Annotated in this window: 10 protein-coding genes; all 10 read right to left on the reverse strand. The window is 71.4% G+C overall.

Features of this window, described 5'->3' with window-relative positions:
* Positions 1-49: 49 nt before the first annotated feature.
* Positions 50-2,164: an elongation factor G gene (gene fusA / locus RWH44_RS03595; RefSeq protein WP_298871004.1), complete on the reverse strand. Its 2,115-nt coding sequence runs from the start codon at positions 2,162-2,164 to the stop codon at positions 50-52.
* 87 nt (positions 2,165-2,251) lie between these two features.
* Entirely contained in the window at positions 2,252-2,722 is a 471-nt protein-coding gene (rpsG, locus tag RWH44_RS03600; RefSeq protein ID WP_013584050.1) for a 30S ribosomal protein S7, read from the reverse strand.
* A gap of 5 nt (positions 2,723-2,727) precedes the next feature.
* A complete protein-coding gene (rpsL, locus tag RWH44_RS03605; protein ID WP_013584051.1) occupies positions 2,728-3,096 on the reverse strand; it encodes a 30S ribosomal protein S12 in 369 nt (122 codons plus the stop codon).
* A 353-nt stretch (positions 3,097-3,449) separates the two neighbouring features.
* Positions 3,450-4,397 carry a hypothetical protein gene (locus RWH44_RS03610; protein ID WP_316003498.1) on the reverse strand — a complete coding sequence of 316 codons (948 nt, stop codon included), beginning with the start codon at positions 4,395-4,397 and terminating at the stop codon, positions 3,450-3,452.
* Entirely contained in the window at positions 4,394-6,061 is a 1,668-nt protein-coding gene (locus tag RWH44_RS03615) for a DUF5684 domain-containing protein (RefSeq protein ID WP_316003499.1), read from the reverse strand. Before RWH44_RS03615 ends, RWH44_RS03610 begins: the two co-directional genes overlap by 4 nt.
* Positions 6,058-8,568, reverse strand: a complete 2,511-nt coding sequence (locus tag RWH44_RS03620) for a transglutaminase TgpA family protein (protein ID WP_316003500.1) — start codon at positions 8,566-8,568, stop codon at positions 6,058-6,060. The genes RWH44_RS03615 and RWH44_RS03620 overlap by 4 nt, the downstream gene beginning before the upstream one ends.
* Positions 8,565-9,941, reverse strand: a complete 1,377-nt coding sequence (locus RWH44_RS03625) for a DUF58 domain-containing protein (protein ID WP_316003501.1) — start codon at positions 9,939-9,941, stop codon at positions 8,565-8,567. The genes RWH44_RS03620 and RWH44_RS03625 overlap by 4 nt, the downstream gene beginning before the upstream one ends.
* Before the next feature lie 46 nt (positions 9,942-9,987).
* A complete protein-coding gene (locus tag RWH44_RS03630; RefSeq protein WP_298870991.1) occupies positions 9,988-10,953 on the reverse strand; it encodes an AAA family ATPase in 966 nt (321 codons plus the stop codon).
* A 41-nt stretch (positions 10,954-10,994) separates the two neighbouring features.
* Entirely contained in the window at positions 10,995-16,946 is a 5,952-nt protein-coding gene (locus tag RWH44_RS03635; protein ID WP_316003502.1) for an Ig-like domain-containing protein, read from the reverse strand.
* Entirely contained in the window at positions 16,943-18,079 is a 1,137-nt protein-coding gene (locus RWH44_RS03640) for a serine/threonine-protein kinase (RefSeq protein ID WP_316003503.1), read from the reverse strand. The genes RWH44_RS03635 and RWH44_RS03640 overlap by 4 nt, the downstream gene beginning before the upstream one ends.
* Between the last annotated feature and the right edge of the window lie 13 nt (positions 18,080-18,092).

An 18,092-nucleotide genomic window follows, 5' to 3' on the forward strand; every position in this document is an offset into this window, starting at 1 on the left:
CCGGGAACCTGAGCAGAACCCGGGGTTCCCGGCATCCGTGAGAGCGGTGTTACTCGCCCTTGTTCTTCTGGATGATCTCGTCGGCCACGGCCTTCGGGACATCGGCGTAGCTGTCGAACTCCATCGAGTAGACGGCACGGCCCGAGGTCTTCGAACGCAGGTCGCCGATGTAGCCGAACATCTCGGACAGCGGCACGTTGGCCCGGACGACCTTGACGCCGGCGGCGTCTTCCATCGACTGGATCTGGCCACGACGCGAGTTCAGGTCGCCGATGACGTCGCCCATGTACTCCTCGGGAGTACGCACCTCGACGGCCATGATCGGCTCGAGGATGGTGGGGTTGGCCTTGCGGACGGCCTCCTTGAAGCCCATCGAGCCGGCGATCTTGAACGCCATTTCCGACGAGTCGACGTCGTGCGAGGCACCGTCGAGGAGGATCGCCTTGACACCCACCATGGGGTAGCCGGCGAGCACGCCGACGTTCATGGCGTCCTGGAAGCCCTGGTCGGTCGGCGAGATGTACTCGCGCGGGATACGACCACCGGTGACCTTGTTCTCGAACTCGTAGGTCTTGTCGGCCGTGACCTCGAGGGGCTCGAGCGCGAACTGGATCTTCGCGAACTGACCCGAACCACCGGTCTGCTTCTTGTGGGTGTAGTCGTGACGCTCGACCGACTTGCGGATGGTCTCGCGGTACGCCACCTGGGGCTTTCCGACGTTGGCCTCGACCTTGAACTCGCGCTTCATGCGGTCGACCAGGATGTCGAGGTGGAGCTCGCCCATGCCCTTGATGACGGTCTGACCGGTCTCGGAGTTCTGCTCGACGCGGAACGTCGGGTCTTCCTCCGCGAGCTTCTGAATGGCGACACCCAGCTTCTCCTGGTCGGCCTTGGTCTTGGGCTCGATGGCGACCTCGATGACCGGCTCGGGGAAGGTCATCGACTCGAGCACGACCTGGTTGGTCGGGTCGCAGAGGGTGTCACCGGTGGTGGTGTCCTTCAGGCCGATGACGGCGTAGATGTGACCGGCGGTGACCGAGTCGACCGGCATCTCCTTGTTGGCGTGCATCTGGAAGATCTTTCCGATGCGCTCCTTCTTGCCCTTCGTCGCGTTGACGATCTGGGCACCGGAGTCGAGGTGACCCGAGTACACGCGGATGTAGGTGAGGCGACCGAAGAACGGGTGCGTCACGATCTTGAACGCGAGGGCCGCGAAGGGCTCGTCGCGGTCGGCGTGGCGCTCGATGACGACCTCTTCGTCCTTGGGGTCGTGCGCCTCGATGGCGGGCACGTCCAGGGGCGAGGGGAGGTAGTCGACCACGGCGTCGAGCATGGGCTGCACGCCGCGGTTCTTGAACGCCGAGCCGCAGAGCACGGGGTAGAGCTCCGAGGCGATCGTCATCTTGCGGATGGCGCCCTTGATCTCGGCGACCGTGAGCTCCTCACCGCCGAAGAACTTCTCGAGCAGGGCGTCGTCGGACTCGGCGACGGTCTCGAGCAGCTGCTGGCGGTACTCGGCGGCCTTGTCGGCGAGGTCGGCCGGGATCTCCTGGATCTCGTACTTCGCACCCATGGTCACGTCACCCTTGGCATCGCCGGGCCACACGAGGGCGCGCATCTCGACGAGGTCGATGACGCCGACGAAGTCGTTCTCGGCACCGATGGGCAGCTGGATGACCAGCGGCTTGGCCTTCAGGCGGTTGACGATGGTGTCGACCGTGAAGTAGAAGTCGGCGCCCAGCTTGTCCATCTTGTTGACGAAGCAGATGCGGGGGACGTCGTACTTGTCGGCCTGACGCCACACGGTCTCGGACTGGGGCTCGACGCCCTCCTTGCCGTCGAAGACGGCGACCGCGCCATCGAGCACGCGCAGCGAGCGCTCGACCTCGACCGTGAAGTCGACGTGTCCGGGGGTGTCGATGATGTTGATCTGGTTCTTGTCCCAGAAGCAGGTCACAGCAGCGGAGGTGATCGTGATGCCACGCTCCTGCTCCTGCTCCATCCAGTCGGTCGTGGCCGCACCGTCGTGCGTCTCGCCGATCTTGTGGTTGACGCCCGTGTAGAACAGGATGCGCTCGGTCGTCGTCGTCTTGCCGGCATCGATGTGCGCCATGATGCCGATGTTGCGGACCTTGTGGAGGTCGGTGAGCACGTCTTGTGCCACGGGTGTCTTCCTTACCTGTTGGGAGGTTGATGCCGGGCCCATCGGAGGGTCCGTGATCGGGGTTCGATCACGGACCCTCCGCGGGTTTTACCAGCGGTAGTGCGCGAAGGCGCGGTTCGACTCGGCCATCTTGTGGGTGTCTTCGCGGCGCTTGACCGCGGCACCGAGGCCGTTCGAGGCGTCGAGGATCTCGTTCTGCAGACGCTCGGTCATCGTCTTCTCACGACGACCCTTCGCGTAGCTCACGAGCCAGCGCAGCGCGAGCGTGTTGGCGCGGTGCGGCTTGACCTCGACGGGAACCTGGTAGGTCGAGCCACCGACGCGGCGGCTCTTGACCTCGAGGGTGGGACGGACGTTGTCGAGCGCCTTCTTCAGCGTGGCGACGGCGTCCTGGCTGTTCTTCGCCTCGACACCCTTGAGGGCGTCGTAGACGATCGACTCGGCGATGGACTTCTTGCCGTCGACGAGGATCTTGTTGACCAGCTGGGTGACGACGGGGGCGCCGTACACCGGGTCGTTGACGACGGGACGCTTCGGGGCGGGACCCTTACGAGGCATGGTTCTCAGCCCTTCTTCGCGCCGTAGCGGCTGCGAGCCTGCTTACGGTTCTTGACAGCCTGGGTGTCGAGCGCACCGCGGACGATCTTGTAGCGGACACCGGGGAGGTCCTTCACACGACCACCACGGACGAGCACGAGCGAGTGTTCCTGGAGGTTGTGGCCCTCACCGGGGATGTACGCGGTGACCTCGGTGCCGTTGCGCAGCTTGACGCGGGCGACCTTGCGCATGGCCGAGTTCGGCTTCTTGGGGGTCGTCGTGTACACGCGGGTGCACACGCCGGCCTGCTGGGGGTTCGACTTCAGCGCGGGAGCCTTGGTCTTCGAGACCTTCGGCGAGCGGCCCTTGCGAACCAACTGCTGAATGGTTGGCACGTTCTCTCCTTGATTGGCCGGGCGGTTCCTCTCGGACCGTCCGGGGTGCTGCACGGTGACAGCGGTCGTGTCTCCCCCGCCATGTCGTTCATCTTGCGATTCGTGACGTGTCGGGCTCACGTGTGATCCACCGCACGACAGAATGATCGGACGCGATTGTGGTGGATATGCCGTGGGGGCGACCTGTTCGCAGGTCGATCCCTGAGATGGTGCGAGCGTTGATCCGAACGACACGCCCGAGGGCACGACGCACGGCGCGCGTGAACGCACACCCGCCCAATGATACGCGTTCCCCGGAGGTCGGGCAAACGTGCACGGGCTCGTCCGCGCAGAGCGATCAGGATGCCGCCCGCTCAGCCGAGCATCAGCACCGCCGCCGCAGCCGCTGCGGCCAGCAGCAGCACCACCGCTGCACCGATGAGCAGTGCCCGCCAGGCGCCGCGTCGGGCCGTCCGCGGCCGCACGAGGGCGGGGTCGCGACCGGGTTCGGGCCGCGCGGGGACGACGGAGCGTTCGACGCGGATCGGCGCGTCGACCCGCGGATCGTAGGCCTCGCGCTGAAGGGCGGCGGGCACGCGTGCCTCGCGGACGGCAGCGCCCGCATCGGGTGATCGTCGATTCGGGGACGCATCGGTCGCCGCCTCCGCCCGTCGCGCGCGACGGGAGCCCGCGTGGGTGTCGTCGGCTCCGCGGGGGCTGCGACGCGGCTGCGTGCTGTCGTCGGCGGGCTCGCCGATCACGGGGGCGGGCGAACGCGTCGCGCGGCGCCCCGGCGCGGTGTCGTCAGGGAGGGCCTCGGCGCGGACCGACGTACGGTCGTCGACCGGCGCGCGGCGCACGGTCTCGTCGTTCAGCGGCGCACGGCGCACGGTCTCGTCGTCGATGGGCGAGGCCGGGCCGGATGGGCGGCGCTGAACCGTGGATGCCGCGGCGTCCGAGCCGTCGCCGGAGCGCGGCGGCACAGACACGACCGTCGCGTCGTCGGGCGGCGGCGCCTCGAGATCCGCGCCCCGCGCGGTCATGGTGCGATCGTCCGGAGCCTCAACGGCATCCACGCGACGAACGATCACCGTCGCGTCATCCGGCTCCTCCACTGCGTCGGCGCGGCGGGCGATCACCGTCGCGTCGTCGGGCTCGCGGGCGTCGGAGCGGACGGTGGCGTCGTCGAGGTCGTCGGCCACGGTGGACGCCGTCGCGTCGTCGTCGGCCGGGGCGGGCGGATTGGCCGGCCACGCGCGCAGACGGCCCGCCCACAGCGTGACCTCGTCGGGGTCGTCCGGCCGGTCGAACGGGCCGCTCACGCGTTCCTCCGCGTGAGGCGCACCTCCGCGTCGCCGAGGAAGAACCGCTCCCCCGCCTCGATCTCCTCGCCGGGGGGAGCCTCCACCTCGGTGCCCATGAGTGTGGCGAACAGGACGCCGTTCGTCGACTCCAGGTCGGTGACGTACCAGGTGTCGCCGCGCAGCTCGAGGCGCGCGTGCGTCTTGGAGACCGTCCGCGTCTCATCGGCGATCGCGACGAGCTGAGCGTCGGGCCGCGCGGCATCCGGGCCAGGGCGACGACCCAGGATCACGACGGAGGACGTCAGGTCTACCGTCGCGCCGTCGGGGGCGATCAGCGCCCACGGGATGCGCTTGCGTCGCGCCACGATCGTGCGGTCGAGAGCGTCGAAGTCCTCGTCCGACGGCACCTCCGGACGCGTGTACAACGCCGACACCGACGTGCGGGCCGAACGCGGAGCGCCCGCGTCGGGCGCATCGGGCACCGCCGAGACCGCTTCGGAGAGCTCGGGGAACTCATCGACGGGGGTCCGCGAGACGCGCGGGGCGGAGATCGGCGCGGCGGGCCGGGTGAGGGGTGCTTCCGCGATGTCCACCGGTGCCTCGTCGGCTCCCTCGACACCACGCCGGGAAGGGCCGGCCCCGAGCGACGGCGCCTCGTCGCCGGGGCGGGCGGCCTGCGAGTCGTGTGCGGCGGCCGCGGGCTCGTCAGCCTGCGGCGTGGATTCGACCTCGGCCTGATCGGTCGAGCGCGGTGCGGCCCACGACGACACGCCACGCGTGGGCGCTCCCGGCAGGAGCAGGGCGCGGGTCGAGAGGGCGTCGGATTCCGAGCCGGGCTCGGACGGCGTCTCGGTGAAGCGGGGGACCCATCCCGACGGGGACTGCTCGGCATCCGGGTTCGGATTCGTGGGCGCGGGCGTGGGATGCGCGTCGGCCCGCTCACGCGCGGCGGCACCCGCGGGAGCGCTGTCGCGTAACGCGTCGAGCACGTCGAACACCGACGCCGGAGTCGCGGGCACGGAGGGCTCCACGGGAGCGTGCCGCTCGGTCGAGCGGCGGCCGTCGGGATTGCCGGGCATGAGGTCGGCGGGCGGCGCCCAGTCGCTCGGTGACGGCACGGCATCGGCCAACGAGCCGGCCGGGGCGGCGAAGGGCTGCACCACCGTCTCCGACACCGGCGGTGCCGGATCGGCGGAGCGGTCGTGCGCGGCGGGCTCGGGATCGGGCGTCCACCCGCCGATGAGCGGAACGTAGGGTCCCTCGAAATCGCGTCCGCGCCGGACCGGGGCGGAATCCTCGTCGACGCCTCGTGCGCCGGAGCCCTCCCACCGTGCCGCACCGAACCCCAGGACGCTCGCCCAGACGACGGGCACCAGGGCGCCGAGCACCGTGAGTCCGGCACCGGCGCCGAAGCCTACGGTGATGCGGTGGACGGCCACGATGTAGACGACGACGAAGGCGATGAAGCCGAAGAGCGGCACCAGATTGATGAGTACGAGCCACGGCGAGAACCCGCCGAGCTTCAGCACGGTGGCGACGTTGACGACGGGCACCCATGCCTTCCAGACCGGCTCGCCGATCTTTCGGAACATCGCGGCCAGAGCGAGGGCGAACCAGACGTAGAGCACCACGACCAGAGCGAGCGAACTCGCTCCCAACACCAGCGTCGTCGAATCGGTCATGTCGTATCGCGTCTCCCCGTCGTGGCGGGACGCTTCCCCCTCTCGTCGCGATGCGGCGACCCCCGCCGAGGAGGCCGAGGGGCGAGGAACCGCAGGAACGATCTCAACGATACGGCTGCGCGCACCCGGCGCCAGAAGCCGCGCTGACGGGTGATCACACGACGCTCGTCGTCGACGATGCGCCAGAACGCGGCGACCTCGTCGGGCGTGACCTCCTCGGCGGCGAACACGGCGCGATCCGCATCGGCGGCCAGACGGATGCCGGCGGGCGTCGCGAACGCGTCGGCCACCTCCCGGCGGGTCGGGGAGCGCGGCACGGAGCGCCCTGCATCGAGTCCGGCGTCGACGTACTCGTCCCATCCTCCGGCGATCGCGCCGCGCGGATCGGGATCGCGTCGACGGCCACGGCGACGCACGGCCTTGGCGATCATCACCGCCAGGAAGGGGCCGAAGAGCACCAGCACGACGAGCACACCGATGCCCGCGACGCGCAGCACGGGCCAGAGCCAGGCGAGGTCGAGGCCCTCGTCGGTGCGGGTGGCGTCGTCGCGGGAGTCGTCCTCCTGCACGGGCTCGGGAGGGACGACCTCTTCGACCGTGTCGGGCCGCACCTCGGTGACGTTCTCGGGGTCCTGCTGCTGGGTGACCTCGAGGCTCGGGGACTGCTCCCACTGCGGCGTGACGTCGATCGTCGCCCACTGGCCGTCGGTGCCCTGGACCTCTGTCCACGCGGTCAGGTCCCGCGGTCGGCACTCCCCCGCGTCGCACGTCGACAGGGTCGCATCGGCCGTCTCCAGCCGTGCGCCGACGACGACGCGAGCGGGGAAGCCCAGTTCGCGGGCGATGAGCGCCGTGGCGACCGCGAACTGCTCGTCGTCGCCGACGGCGGCGACGTAGTTGCCCGTCGCCTCCGCCCTCGGGTCGTCCTCGCGGTCGAGCAACCGCTCGAACATGCGGTCGATGCGCGCGAGGGAGTGACCGGACGCGCTCGGCTGCAGCTGATAGCCGGGGAGGTCGGCCGCCCACGCGGGAGCCGCGGTGCCCGCCGAGGCGAGGCTGTGACTGAGGTACCCGCGCTCCCGGAGCAGCTGGACGAGGGCCTGCAGGGCTGCACCGTCGGATCCGGTCGCGTGCTCTTCGACCCATCTCTTGAGGTTGTCTCCGCCGGACACCCCCTGCGGTGCTCCCGGGGGCGTGAGGGTCGCGAGATCGACCGGAGCGGGCTCCACACCCGAGAGCTCGTAGCGATCCCCCGCCCGCAGACCCCCGTCGGAGGTCTGCACTCCGGCTTCGGCGGCGGCGCTGTAGTAGAAGCGGTCGGCCAGAGCGCCGCGCCGATCGCCCTCGAAGGTCGCCGAGGCGAGGCGGCCGGCGGTCGGCATCCAGATCCCGTCGAGATCGGCGATCTCGACCTCGACCTCGATGGTCCGGCCGTCGCCGGCGTCGCGGGTCGACGGCAGGCGGACGAAGCCCGCACCCTCGTCGCCCGATGCGCGGAAGATCTCCCCGTCGTAGGCGTCGAGGGTGGCGAGGCGGAGGCGTTCGGGCAGCGTTCCCTCGCCGCTCACGCGGAACAGCACCTGATCGGCGCGCGCGTCGGAGAACATGGAGCGGTATTCCGCGAGGGGACTGACCGCCTCGGCGATCTGCTCCTGCGGTCCGGCGGCGGACCGCAGCACCTCGCGGTCCGCTCCCCGCGACGCCCACGGCACGACGGCGACCGTGACGACGACGGCGAGGGCGATCATCGCCGCACCGAGCGCGGCGCGTCGGTGATCGGTGCGCGAGCGCCCGGTGCCCACCTGGGCCGCGGAGACGTCGCTCGCGCGCCGGAGGGCGCGGGCGCGCTCGTCGTGCGCGCGCCAGGCCAGCCACAGCACGGCCGTGAGCAGGGCGGCCACGCCCACCACCGTCTCCACGGGAGCGGCGAGGGCGAGGGGGCCTACCGAGAGCGGGGCGCTCGTGGCCGTGCGACCGAAGAAGAGGCCGAAGCCGCTCATGCCGAGACCGGGGACCACCGCGACCGTCGCCCACCGGTCGCGCCGTGCGGCGAGGGCGAGGACGAGGGCGGTGCCGACGAGGAACACCACGAGGGCGGGGATGAGGAGGTTGCGATAGGCCCCGACCGGCAGATCGACGGTGACCAGGTCTTTCCAGGCGACGACCACTCCGGCGTAGGACTCTCCGAGCCCGCGGAGCACGTCCAACGGCGACGTGAGACGCGACGGCACGGCGAGCGGGACGGCCAGCAGCGTGAAGGCGGCGACGAGCCCGGCCGCGAGAGCCCATCCGCTCCCCCGCCGCCAGGCGACGAGGGCCACCACCGCCGCCCCGGCGAGGGATGCCGCGACGACGAGGACGACGAAGGAGACGGCCGCGTAGATGGGCCACGCCGCCACCGCCGCGAGCGCCACAGAGACGGCGGTGTACAGCGCGGCGGCGATCCAGCGCGGCGCCGACGACGCCTCTGCGCGCCGCCGCGGCGCGCGGTCGCGCGTCCCGCTCACGAGGTGGCTCCCCGCACGAGCAGGCCGGAGAGGTCGTCGAGGGTGCCGATGGTGAGCACGGTGAGGCCGGCCACGCTCTGCATGCGGGGGTGCGCGCGCTCGTCGCAGATGACCGCGGCGACCGCCGTGTCGGCGGGGAAGGCGAGCGCCGCCTGGCGCAGGCGGGCGAGGGGCACGAGGGAGCCGGTGACGAGGAACGCGATCGAGAGGCGCTCGTTGGCCTCGGATGCCAGCCGGCACACATCTTCGACGGGCATGGTGTTCTCGTGGCGCTCGATGGCGCTGAACCCGTCGAGCATCGCGCGCGGGGAGACCACCGGGATGTGGCGGATCGCGCGCAGGCGGCCCTTCACCACGCGCGGGATCTCCGATCCCGTCACGATGTCGATGTCGCGCGCGTCGCGCACGGCGCGCAGGCCCAGCGAGGCGGCGGCCGAGACGGCGAGCTCGTACTCGTCGGCATCCGCGTATTCCTGCGTCGCGGCGGCGAGGACGACCGCCATCCGCGATCGGCGGGACTCCTCGTACTGACGGACCATCAGGCGCCCGGTCTTGGCCGTGGACTTCCAGTGCACCTGCCGCTGGGAGTCGCCGGGAGCGTACTCGCGGATGGCGTGGAACGACATGTCGGCGTCGACGAGACGCCGCGTCGCGTTGCCCTCGAGGTCGCGGACGAGACCGGAGCTGGTGGAGGGCAGACCGACGGTGCGCGGGTGGACGAACAGGTCGTGCACGTCGTCGAACGCGTGCTCGCGCCGCAGCAGACCCACCGGGTCGCTGCGGACCGTGGTGACGGGGCCGACGCGCACCACACCGCGCGGCAACGGCGGGATCTCGAGAGGCTCGGTGCTGCTGTGCCCGGGGCGGAGGAACGGCACCCCGAACTCGACGAGACCGCGACCGACGGGGATGTCGAGACGCCCGGGCAGCGTCGGCCTCGTGCTGTCGTTGCGCACGACGATCTCGCCCGTGACGCCGTTCCCGGCGGTGACGCGCTCGCGCTGAAGGGCCAGGTCGACCTCGTAGGCGCGCGCGCCGAAGAGGAACGGGACGCTCATGAGCAGCAGCAGCAGGGCCACCGACCCCGCCACCATCCACTCGACCCAGCCGAAGACGACGCCGAAGGCGAGGCCCACGGTCGCCGCGACCGCGACGACCGCGCCCGCGGGGCGGACCGTGCGCCCCGCCCACGACAGGGCCGCGGCGAGCGCCTCGGTGACGACGCGCCACGCTTCGGCGACCTGCACCACGGCGCGCACGATGCGACGCTGGCGGCGGGTCGCGGTCGAGGTGATCGACGTGCGCGAGCCCGTGGCCATCGTCGCGGCCGAGGTGCGCGTGAGCCGCGACTCGGTGACGTTCACGTCGGGCACGGCTCACCCCCGACGGCCTCGGACGCGGACCTCGCGCTCACGGGAGTCATGCGCTCTCGCGCTGAGTGGGCGGGAGCGTGTCGAGCAGCACCTGGCCGATCACGGCCTCCTGCGTGACCCCGTCGAACTCGGCCTCGGGATGCAGGATGAGCCGGTGCGAGAGCACGGGGACGGCGAGCGCCTTGACGTCGTCGGGTGTCGCATAGGTGCGGCCCTGCGAGGCGGCCCGCGCGCGGGTGGCGCGCGTGAGGGCGAGCGCGCCGCGGATGCTGACGCCCAGGCGCACCTCGTCGGCCGTGCGGGTGGCATCCACGAGGCGGGCGATGTAATCGAGCACCAGCGCGTCGACGTACACGGATGCCGCGAGGTCGGCCATGCCCACCAGCGCCTGGGGGGTGATGATCGGGCGCAGGTCGGCGGTGGCGACCGGAGCGCCGTCGAGGATGCGCACGGTCGCCGCGTGGTCGGGGTAGCCGAGCGAGGTGCGCAGGAGGAAGCGGTCGAGCTGCGCCTCGGGCAGACGGTAGGTGCCGGCCTGCTCGACCGGGTTCTGCGTGGCGAGCACGAGGAACGGAACGCCCACCTCGCGAGAGACGCCGTCGATGGTGACCTTGCCCTCTTCCATGACCTCGAGCAGGGCCGACTGCGTCTTCGGGCTCGCGCGGTTGATCTCGTCGGCGAGCACGATGTTGGCGAAGATCGGCCCGCTGTGGAACTCGAACGTCCCGCTCTTCTGGTCGTAGACGGTGATGCCCGTGATGTCACCCGGGAGGAGGTCGGGGGTGAACTGGATGCGGGTGTTCGTGCCCTGCACCGACTGCGCGACGGCACGGGCCAGCGAGGTCTTGCCGGTGCCGGGGACGTCTTCGAGCAGCACGTGGCCGTCGCTGAGCATGGCGGTCAGCACCAGCTCGACGACGTGGCGCTTGCCGAGAACGGCGCGCTCGACGTTGTCGGCGATCTGCGAGAAGGTCTGGGAGAACCAGGTGGCCTGCTCCTGGGTGATCGTCATGTCGGTGCGTTCTTCCTGTGGGGGATGGATGGATGCCGGGGTCAGCCGTTGCCGGCGGGCGGCTGAGAGGGATCGGCCTTGCCGGGGTCGCAGGTCCCACCCGTGACGAGGGTGGCGTCGTCGAGACCCCAGCCCTTCGCGGACCAGCTGACCAGGAGCTTCGCGTTCTCGACGCGCACCGCGCCCTTCGGGACGACGGTCGGGTCGCTCGCGTCGAGCTTCTGGCCGCTCTTGTCGTAGTAGACGACGCCGGAGCGGTCGGTGGAGGTGCGCGCCTCGCCGTTGCTGGTCTTCCACCCGAGCTTCAGCTCGCTGCCGGCGACGCAGGAGTCGATCCGGGCCGTCGCCTGCACCTGGTACGGGGCGCTTCCGGATGCCGGCTCGACGACGCCGCGGTCGGAGCGGGTCTGCCAGAGGTTGTGTTGGAAAAAGACGCCGATGTTCGGGTCGGTGTCGTAGACGGACGTGCCGTCGTTCCAGTTGTCGTAGACGATCCGGTTGTTGCGCGGCGGCTTCGTCCCCTCCTGGATGCCGCTGATCTTCCACCGTGCCGTGTCCCCGTCGACCACGGGCTTGGCCCCGACGCGGAACGTGTATCCCTGCGGAGCGGTGGTGTCCTGCGTGGCGTCGATGCTCTTCTCGGTCTGATCGGAACCGAAGCTCTTGCCGTCGTAGACGGAATCGACGCACATGCGGACCGTGTACGTCTCTCCATCGTCCTTGCCGGGGAACGTGCGCCGAGGCCCGTCGTCGCCCACGCGGCAGGAGCCGTCGATGGCGAAGCCGTATCGCACGTCGGACCCGTCGCCGTTCTTCGACGCCGATCCCTCGGCGACGATGGTGACCTTGCCGCCTCCGTCGCGCTGCGACGTGAGGGTGAGGTTCAGCTGCTGCGGCCTGCCGACGCCGTGCGCCGTGAAGACCAGCGCCTGCCCGCTCTGCGAGCCGCCGAGGCCCGGTGGCACGGTGAAGCGCGAGATCGGCGTCACCGTGATCTGCGTGGACGAGTTGCTGCCCACCGGGAACGCGGCGACCGAGACGGACTCCTGATTGCGGCCGACGCTGATCGTGCGCTTCTGCCCCGCGGCGCTCGCGATCTCGAGGGTGCCGGTCTCGGCGGCGTCGATGCCGCGGATGGTGAGATCCGCCACGCCTCCCTCTCCGCCGTTGTCGACGGGCGTGAAGTCGCCGGACCGCGGCTTGTCGGGTGAGGCGTAGGCCCACGCCGTCGTCCGCACCGCGCCGCGGGATTCGCCGACGCTGTTGACGGCGGTCACGACGTACTCGCGCTGCTCGCCGTTGGGCGCCGAGATCACGGGGCACCCGCCGTCTGGGCCGCATTGCGCGACGACCTCGCCACCGGAACGGACCGTGAACCCGGCGAGCGCGGGGTAGGCACGACGGGCCTCGCCGGGGTCGACGCGGAGCGTGAGGGAGCCGTCGGCGAAGGCCGTCTGCCGCACGCTCGCCGGGGTGCGCGGATAGCCGAGGAGGTCGAGCACGACGCGGGCGTCGCGCGTGGACGCCGTCGTGCGTCCCTGGGCGTCGCGGAGGGTGACGCTGGCGCTGCACGTCGCGCCGGGAGCGTCGGCGGTCCACGAGGCGGTGATGCTCGAGGCCGAGGCGACGGAGAAGTCCACGCCCGTGCACGCGGCAGTGGGCCGCACACCCACGACCTCGAGTGGGGTCCGCGGCAGCGGGTTGACCTCGCCGCTGATACCGATCACGCCGATCGTGCAGCTCGATCCCTGGGCCTGCGAGCACTGCGACGAGGTCGTTCCGCCCTGAGGCAGCGTCGACGGCTCCGCCCCGACTCGCAGCACGAGCCGCGCGGGGGCGACGGCATTGTGACTGGTGACGGAGATGACGGCGGCGTTGTCGGTGCCGGGCACGGCACGGTCGCCGCCCACGACGGTCACGACCGACCCGTCGAGCGAGACCTGGAACGCCGACCCGCTGTAGTCGAGCGCGTACCGGATCCCGGCCCAGTCCTCGCGTCCGAGCTGCCACGAGGTCATGTTGCGCAGGTCGAATGTGGCCGTCTCCCCGGGGCCCACCGTGAGCGAACCCGGGCGCAGCTCCGGCTGGGGGTCTCGAGCGACGACGCCGATGGGCACGGAGAGCACGGTCCACTCCTGAGTCCCCGCGATCCGCACGGGCACCTGGCACGCGTCGGTCCACGGCGAGCCCGTCCCGGCGTCGTACTGCACGACCGACCCGTTGACCGAGCAGCGACCCTCGGCGCGGACGCCCGTGGTCGAGACATCGGTGCCCACCTCGAGGGTGGCACGACGGGGAAGGGCGACCAGGGATGCCATGTCGAACTGCACCGAGGCCAGCTCGTCGACCCGCTGCGCCGAGCCGGGCCGCAGAGCCAGGGTCAGGTCATCGTCACCCGGGACACGGAGGAAGGCGTAGGTCGTGACGTCGGCGTCGCCGACGCGGCCCGTGATCGCGAACGGGATGACACGACGGGTCGCGGGCAGGTCGCCGGAGATGCGTCTGCCGTCGAGGCGCACGTCGGTCGGCTGCCCCCACAGCGTCACCTCGAGGTCGCCGACCTCTCCGCCGGACCAGGTCGCGCGGCCCGCGATGACGTCGACCCCGCTGGTGAAGTCGTCGCGGTTCTCGACCGTGAGCACCGTGTCGGTCACCACGGGGTAATCGGGGACGCTCTCGCGCACGACCTTGACCACGATGAGACCGCGCCCGGTGTTGCCGGAGTCCGACTCCACGTCGTACAGGAATGACATCGTGCCGGGCTGGTCGCCCGCGCGCAGGACGACGCCCGTGTCGCTGACGCTGTCGACGAAGCCGTCGAGCCGGGCGTACTCGGGGTTGGCGCTGCCGTCGACGAGGGTCTCGGGCAGATCGGGCCGCACGCCCGTCAGCCTCAGGCGTCCCTGCGTGGGGTCGATGTCGTTCGCGAGCGGGCTGACCCGGATCGTACGGTCGCCCCCGGCCTGCACCTGCACGTAGTCGGTGAACGTGATCGGACTCGGGTTGGCCTCGGCATCCAGGATCCCGATGCGCACCGTGCCCTCGCCTGTGGCACCGGAGGAATCGGACACGCGATAGCGGAACGACACCTGGCCCCGGTCGCCCGGCACGGACGAGTAGACGATCGACGAGCCGTCGGGGGACACGGATGCCGTACCCCTGTCGGGCTGGGCGACGATGCGGTCGAGCGACACGGCGTCGCCGTCGGGATCGACGCCGAAGCCCTGGAAGTCGATCGTCGTCGTGCCCCCGCTGAGCACGCGCCCCTGGAGGGTGTCGGGGAGCGGCGCGCGATTGGCCTCTGCGCCCAGCACCGTGATGCGCACGGTCGCCTCGTCCCACAGGGCGGGCGTACCGGTGGTGTAGACGCGGTAGGTCACCTCGTAGGAGCCGGGCGTGGTGGGCGCCAGATAGCGCAGCACCCCGCCGGAGGCGAAGGCGAGCGCGTCGCTGGCCGGCTGGGCCTGCACGCTGGAGGGGTCGAGGCTCGGACGACCTCCGGCCGGGGAGATGTCGTTGTCGAGCACCGGGATGTCGATCTGCGCGCCCGCGCGCACCGTCACGGTGTCGTCGACGGCGATCGGCGCGATCTCGGGGGCCGGCGGCAGGAGGTAGACGGTCGCCTCGCCGCCCACGCGCGATCCTTCGTCGTCGGTGCCGTCGCTGACGGTGTAGTCCACCGTTCCGAGCAGGCCGGCGCCGCCGTCGGCGGTGGAGCCCGAGACGCGCAGATCGTTCTGCCCCACGGTGTCGACGGTGAGGGAGGCCCCCTCTTCGGCGGCGGGCGTCACATCGCTGAGCAGGAGCACGCGGCCGGTGGGGTTCGACACCGCGCTGAACACGTCGAGGGTCGCGTCCTCCTGCGGGCGCACGAAGGCCACGACGGGGGCGGTCGACAACTGCGCCGGGGCATCGGCGGGGAGGAGGGTGATGCGGGCGGTCCCCGTGGCGTCGCGGCTCCCGGCGTTGACGGTGAAGTCGACGCGGTAGACGCCGGGCTGGGAGGCCGCGAAATCGAACACCGTGCTGCCGCCGACCACGGTCGCCGTCGCGGCGGCGTCGTCGAGGACGCGGACCGAGCCGAGGGAGATCTCCCCCGCCGTGCCGGTCACGTGGGGACCGACGTCGACGGCGAGCGAGGTGCCCACCGTGTCGATGACGGCGAAGGACTGCACCGCGAGAGTGGGGTCGGGCGCCACGCGGATGACGAGGGGCTTGGTCGTGGTGGCCCCTCCGGTGTCGGCGACGGTGACGTCGAGCTGGATGTTCTGCTCGCCGCCCGACCCGTCGTCGGCGTGCTGGTAGACGACGTCTCCGCCGGGGGTCGCGGCGACCGTGCCGACGCCGCTCGGGTTGTCGACGGAGAGCAGCAGCAGGGGGTCGCCGTCGGGATCGACCCACCCGGGGAGCACGGGGACCGTGATGGTGCCTCCGCGCGCGACCTCGGGGGTCGGCCACTGCTGGAGGCACTTGTCGGTTCCGCACCACACGGGCGCGGCGTTGGACTCACCCGGCGAGACGGTGAGGGTCACCGTGGTGGGCGCCGACGTGAGGCCGTCGGCCGTCGTGCCGTCGGTCACCGCGTAGCTGAAGGTCGCCGTGCCGGTGGCACCCGCTTCGACGCGCACCGCCAGGCGCTGACCGGAATCGGTGAGCGACAGCGCGCCGAAGGAGGGGTCGAGACCGGTGACGCTGTCGGCGACGATGCTCAGCACGTCTTCGTTGGGGTCGTGGTCGTTCAGCAGCACCGGGAGGGTCGTCAGGCGTCCCGCCCGCACACCGAAGGCATCGGGTTCGGCGATGGGCGGCTTGGGGTCGAGGACGACGCTCACCTGCTCCTCGCTCTGGACGGCCGCGTCTTCGGTGCGGTCGTCCAGCGACCAGTTCTGACTGGATGCCACCAGGGCGCCGTCGGGGACCGTCCACACCCATCCAGTGCGCGTCTCGTTCAGGATGACGGCGTGATCGGTCGCGACGAAGACGGGTCGGCGCTGGTCGGGCATGCTCGCCCCGCCGTAGGCGAGGTCCGTCTCGCCCTGGTCCGACCGCCAGAGGGTGCCCCGACTCTCGCCCGGGAGGAGCCAGGCGGCGTAGGTGACGCCCTGATGGGTGAGCGGACGCGCGGGCTGGCCGAGGACGTTGCCTCCGCCGCCCACCTCGCGGCGGGGGCCGGAGCCGTCGGTCGGGATCGTCCACAGCGACTGATCGTCGGCGACGTAGACGGCGGCGGCTGCAGCCTCGGCGTCGCCGACGGAGACCTGCTCCCCCAGCTCGATGTCGATCGGGTCGGCACCGCGCATCCACACGCGACCGGCCTCGGAATCCACGAGCACCCAGGTGTCACCGGCCGCCGAGAGCACGGGCGCGGTGATCGTCGCGTCGAGGGCGTCCCGCGCGCGCACCTCATCGGCGTCGATGTCGTACCGGATGACGGACTGGTCCACCGAGGAGTAGGCGAAGAGCATCCCCCGGTCGTCGAGGGCGATGGCATCCGCGGTGTACGACACGGCATCGTCGTCGCCGGCCGTTCCGAAGGGATCGAGTTCGGCGGCGCGCTGGCCCGCCTGGCTCAGCCGCCCCGCGAAGAGCGCCCCCGTGTCGGTGCGGTACACGACGTAGTCGCCGGCCGTGGCGACCGAGGTGGTTCCGGGCGGGGTGTCGGGGGCGGCCTCGAGCTGGTCCTGCTCGAGATCGACGGGCTGGGCCTCGTCGATGCGTGTGAGCTTGCTGTAGCTGTCGGTGAAGAGGTAGGCACCGTCGCGTGCCTGCGCGACCTGGCTCGGGTTTCCCGCGGTGCGCACGGTGTCGAGCTCGCCGACCGCGGTGTTGACGCGCGCGTAGCGCTGCCCGTCGCCGGTCTGCAGGGCCCACACCGAGGTGTCGACCTCGGGTGTCTGCTGCGCGTCGAGGCCTGGCCACACGATGCTCGCGGTCACGACGAGGGTCGCCGCCACCAGGGTGGAAGCGAGTCCGATCAGCGTGCGGCGCTTCACCGCAGCACCCCCGTGGCGTAGAGCGCGGCGACGACCACCGCGCCGGCGGTGACCAGCGTCGCCGAGGCGAGCACCCAGGGCAACGCCCGGGACGCGGTCGAGACCGGGGTCGCGATGTCGGTGTCCTCATCGCGCGCGTATCCGGTGATGCCCGAGGAGTCGCGCGTCTTGCGCGAGATCTCGCGCTCGATGCGCGAGCGTGCGGGGCCCCGGACGGTGCCGTCGGCGAAGTCGATGGAACGGGCGGCGGGTGCCCACTCGGCGGCGGGGACCTCGAGCGGCGTCGCCGGCACGCCCATCTCGGCCTGCACCCCCTGCAACGCCTCGCCGAAGGCACGCGCACTGCCGTAGCGCTGGGCGGGGTCGCGTGCCATGGCCTTCGCGAGCACGGCCTGCACCGACTCCGGCACGTCGGACCGGGAGATGGCCGTGTACGAGGCGCGGGCGATGCGGCGGCGCAACTGCTCGCGCGAGTTCTGGCCCTTCTCGCGCCGCTCGAACGGACTGTGCCCCGCGAGCAGCGAGTAGACGGTGGCGCCCAGACTCCACACCTCGCTCGCGACCGTGCCGGCGGTCTGCTCCGCGACCACCTCGGGGGCGCTCCACGGAACGCTCATCGCGAGCATCTCGTCGGCCCCCTGGCGCACGAGCGACGACGAGATGCCGAAGTCGGCCAGCACGGGAGCGCCGAAGGTGGTGACCAGGATGTTGCTGGGCTTGACGTCGCGGTGGATCAGCCCCGCGTGATGCGCGGATTCGAGCGCACCGGCCATGCGCACCCCGATCGACAGCACCTCGGCCACGGGCATGCGCTCGACGCGGAAACGCTGCGCGAGCGAGCCAGGGCAGAACTCCATCACGATGTAGGGGCGCCCGTCGGCCGAGATGCCGGCCTGGTACACGGTGACGATCGAGGGATGCGCCGACAGATGCGCCAGCACGTCGGCCTCGGCGTTGAACATGCGCAGCAGGTCGGTGTCGCGCACGTCGCTCGGGAGGACCTTCACCGCGACGTCGCGGCGGGGCATGTCCTGCCCGTAGAGGAACACGTCGGCGAACCCCCCGGAACCGAGGGGACGGATGTACGCCAGCCCGGGCAGGATGGGCGGCGACGACGGAAGCCGCTGCGGCATCGAGCCCCCTCCC

The sequence above is a fragment of the Microbacterium phycohabitans genome (assembly GCF_032464935.1).
In the GTDB taxonomy this organism is placed as follows: domain Bacteria; phylum Actinomycetota; class Actinomycetes; order Actinomycetales; family Microbacteriaceae; genus Microbacterium; species Microbacterium phycohabitans.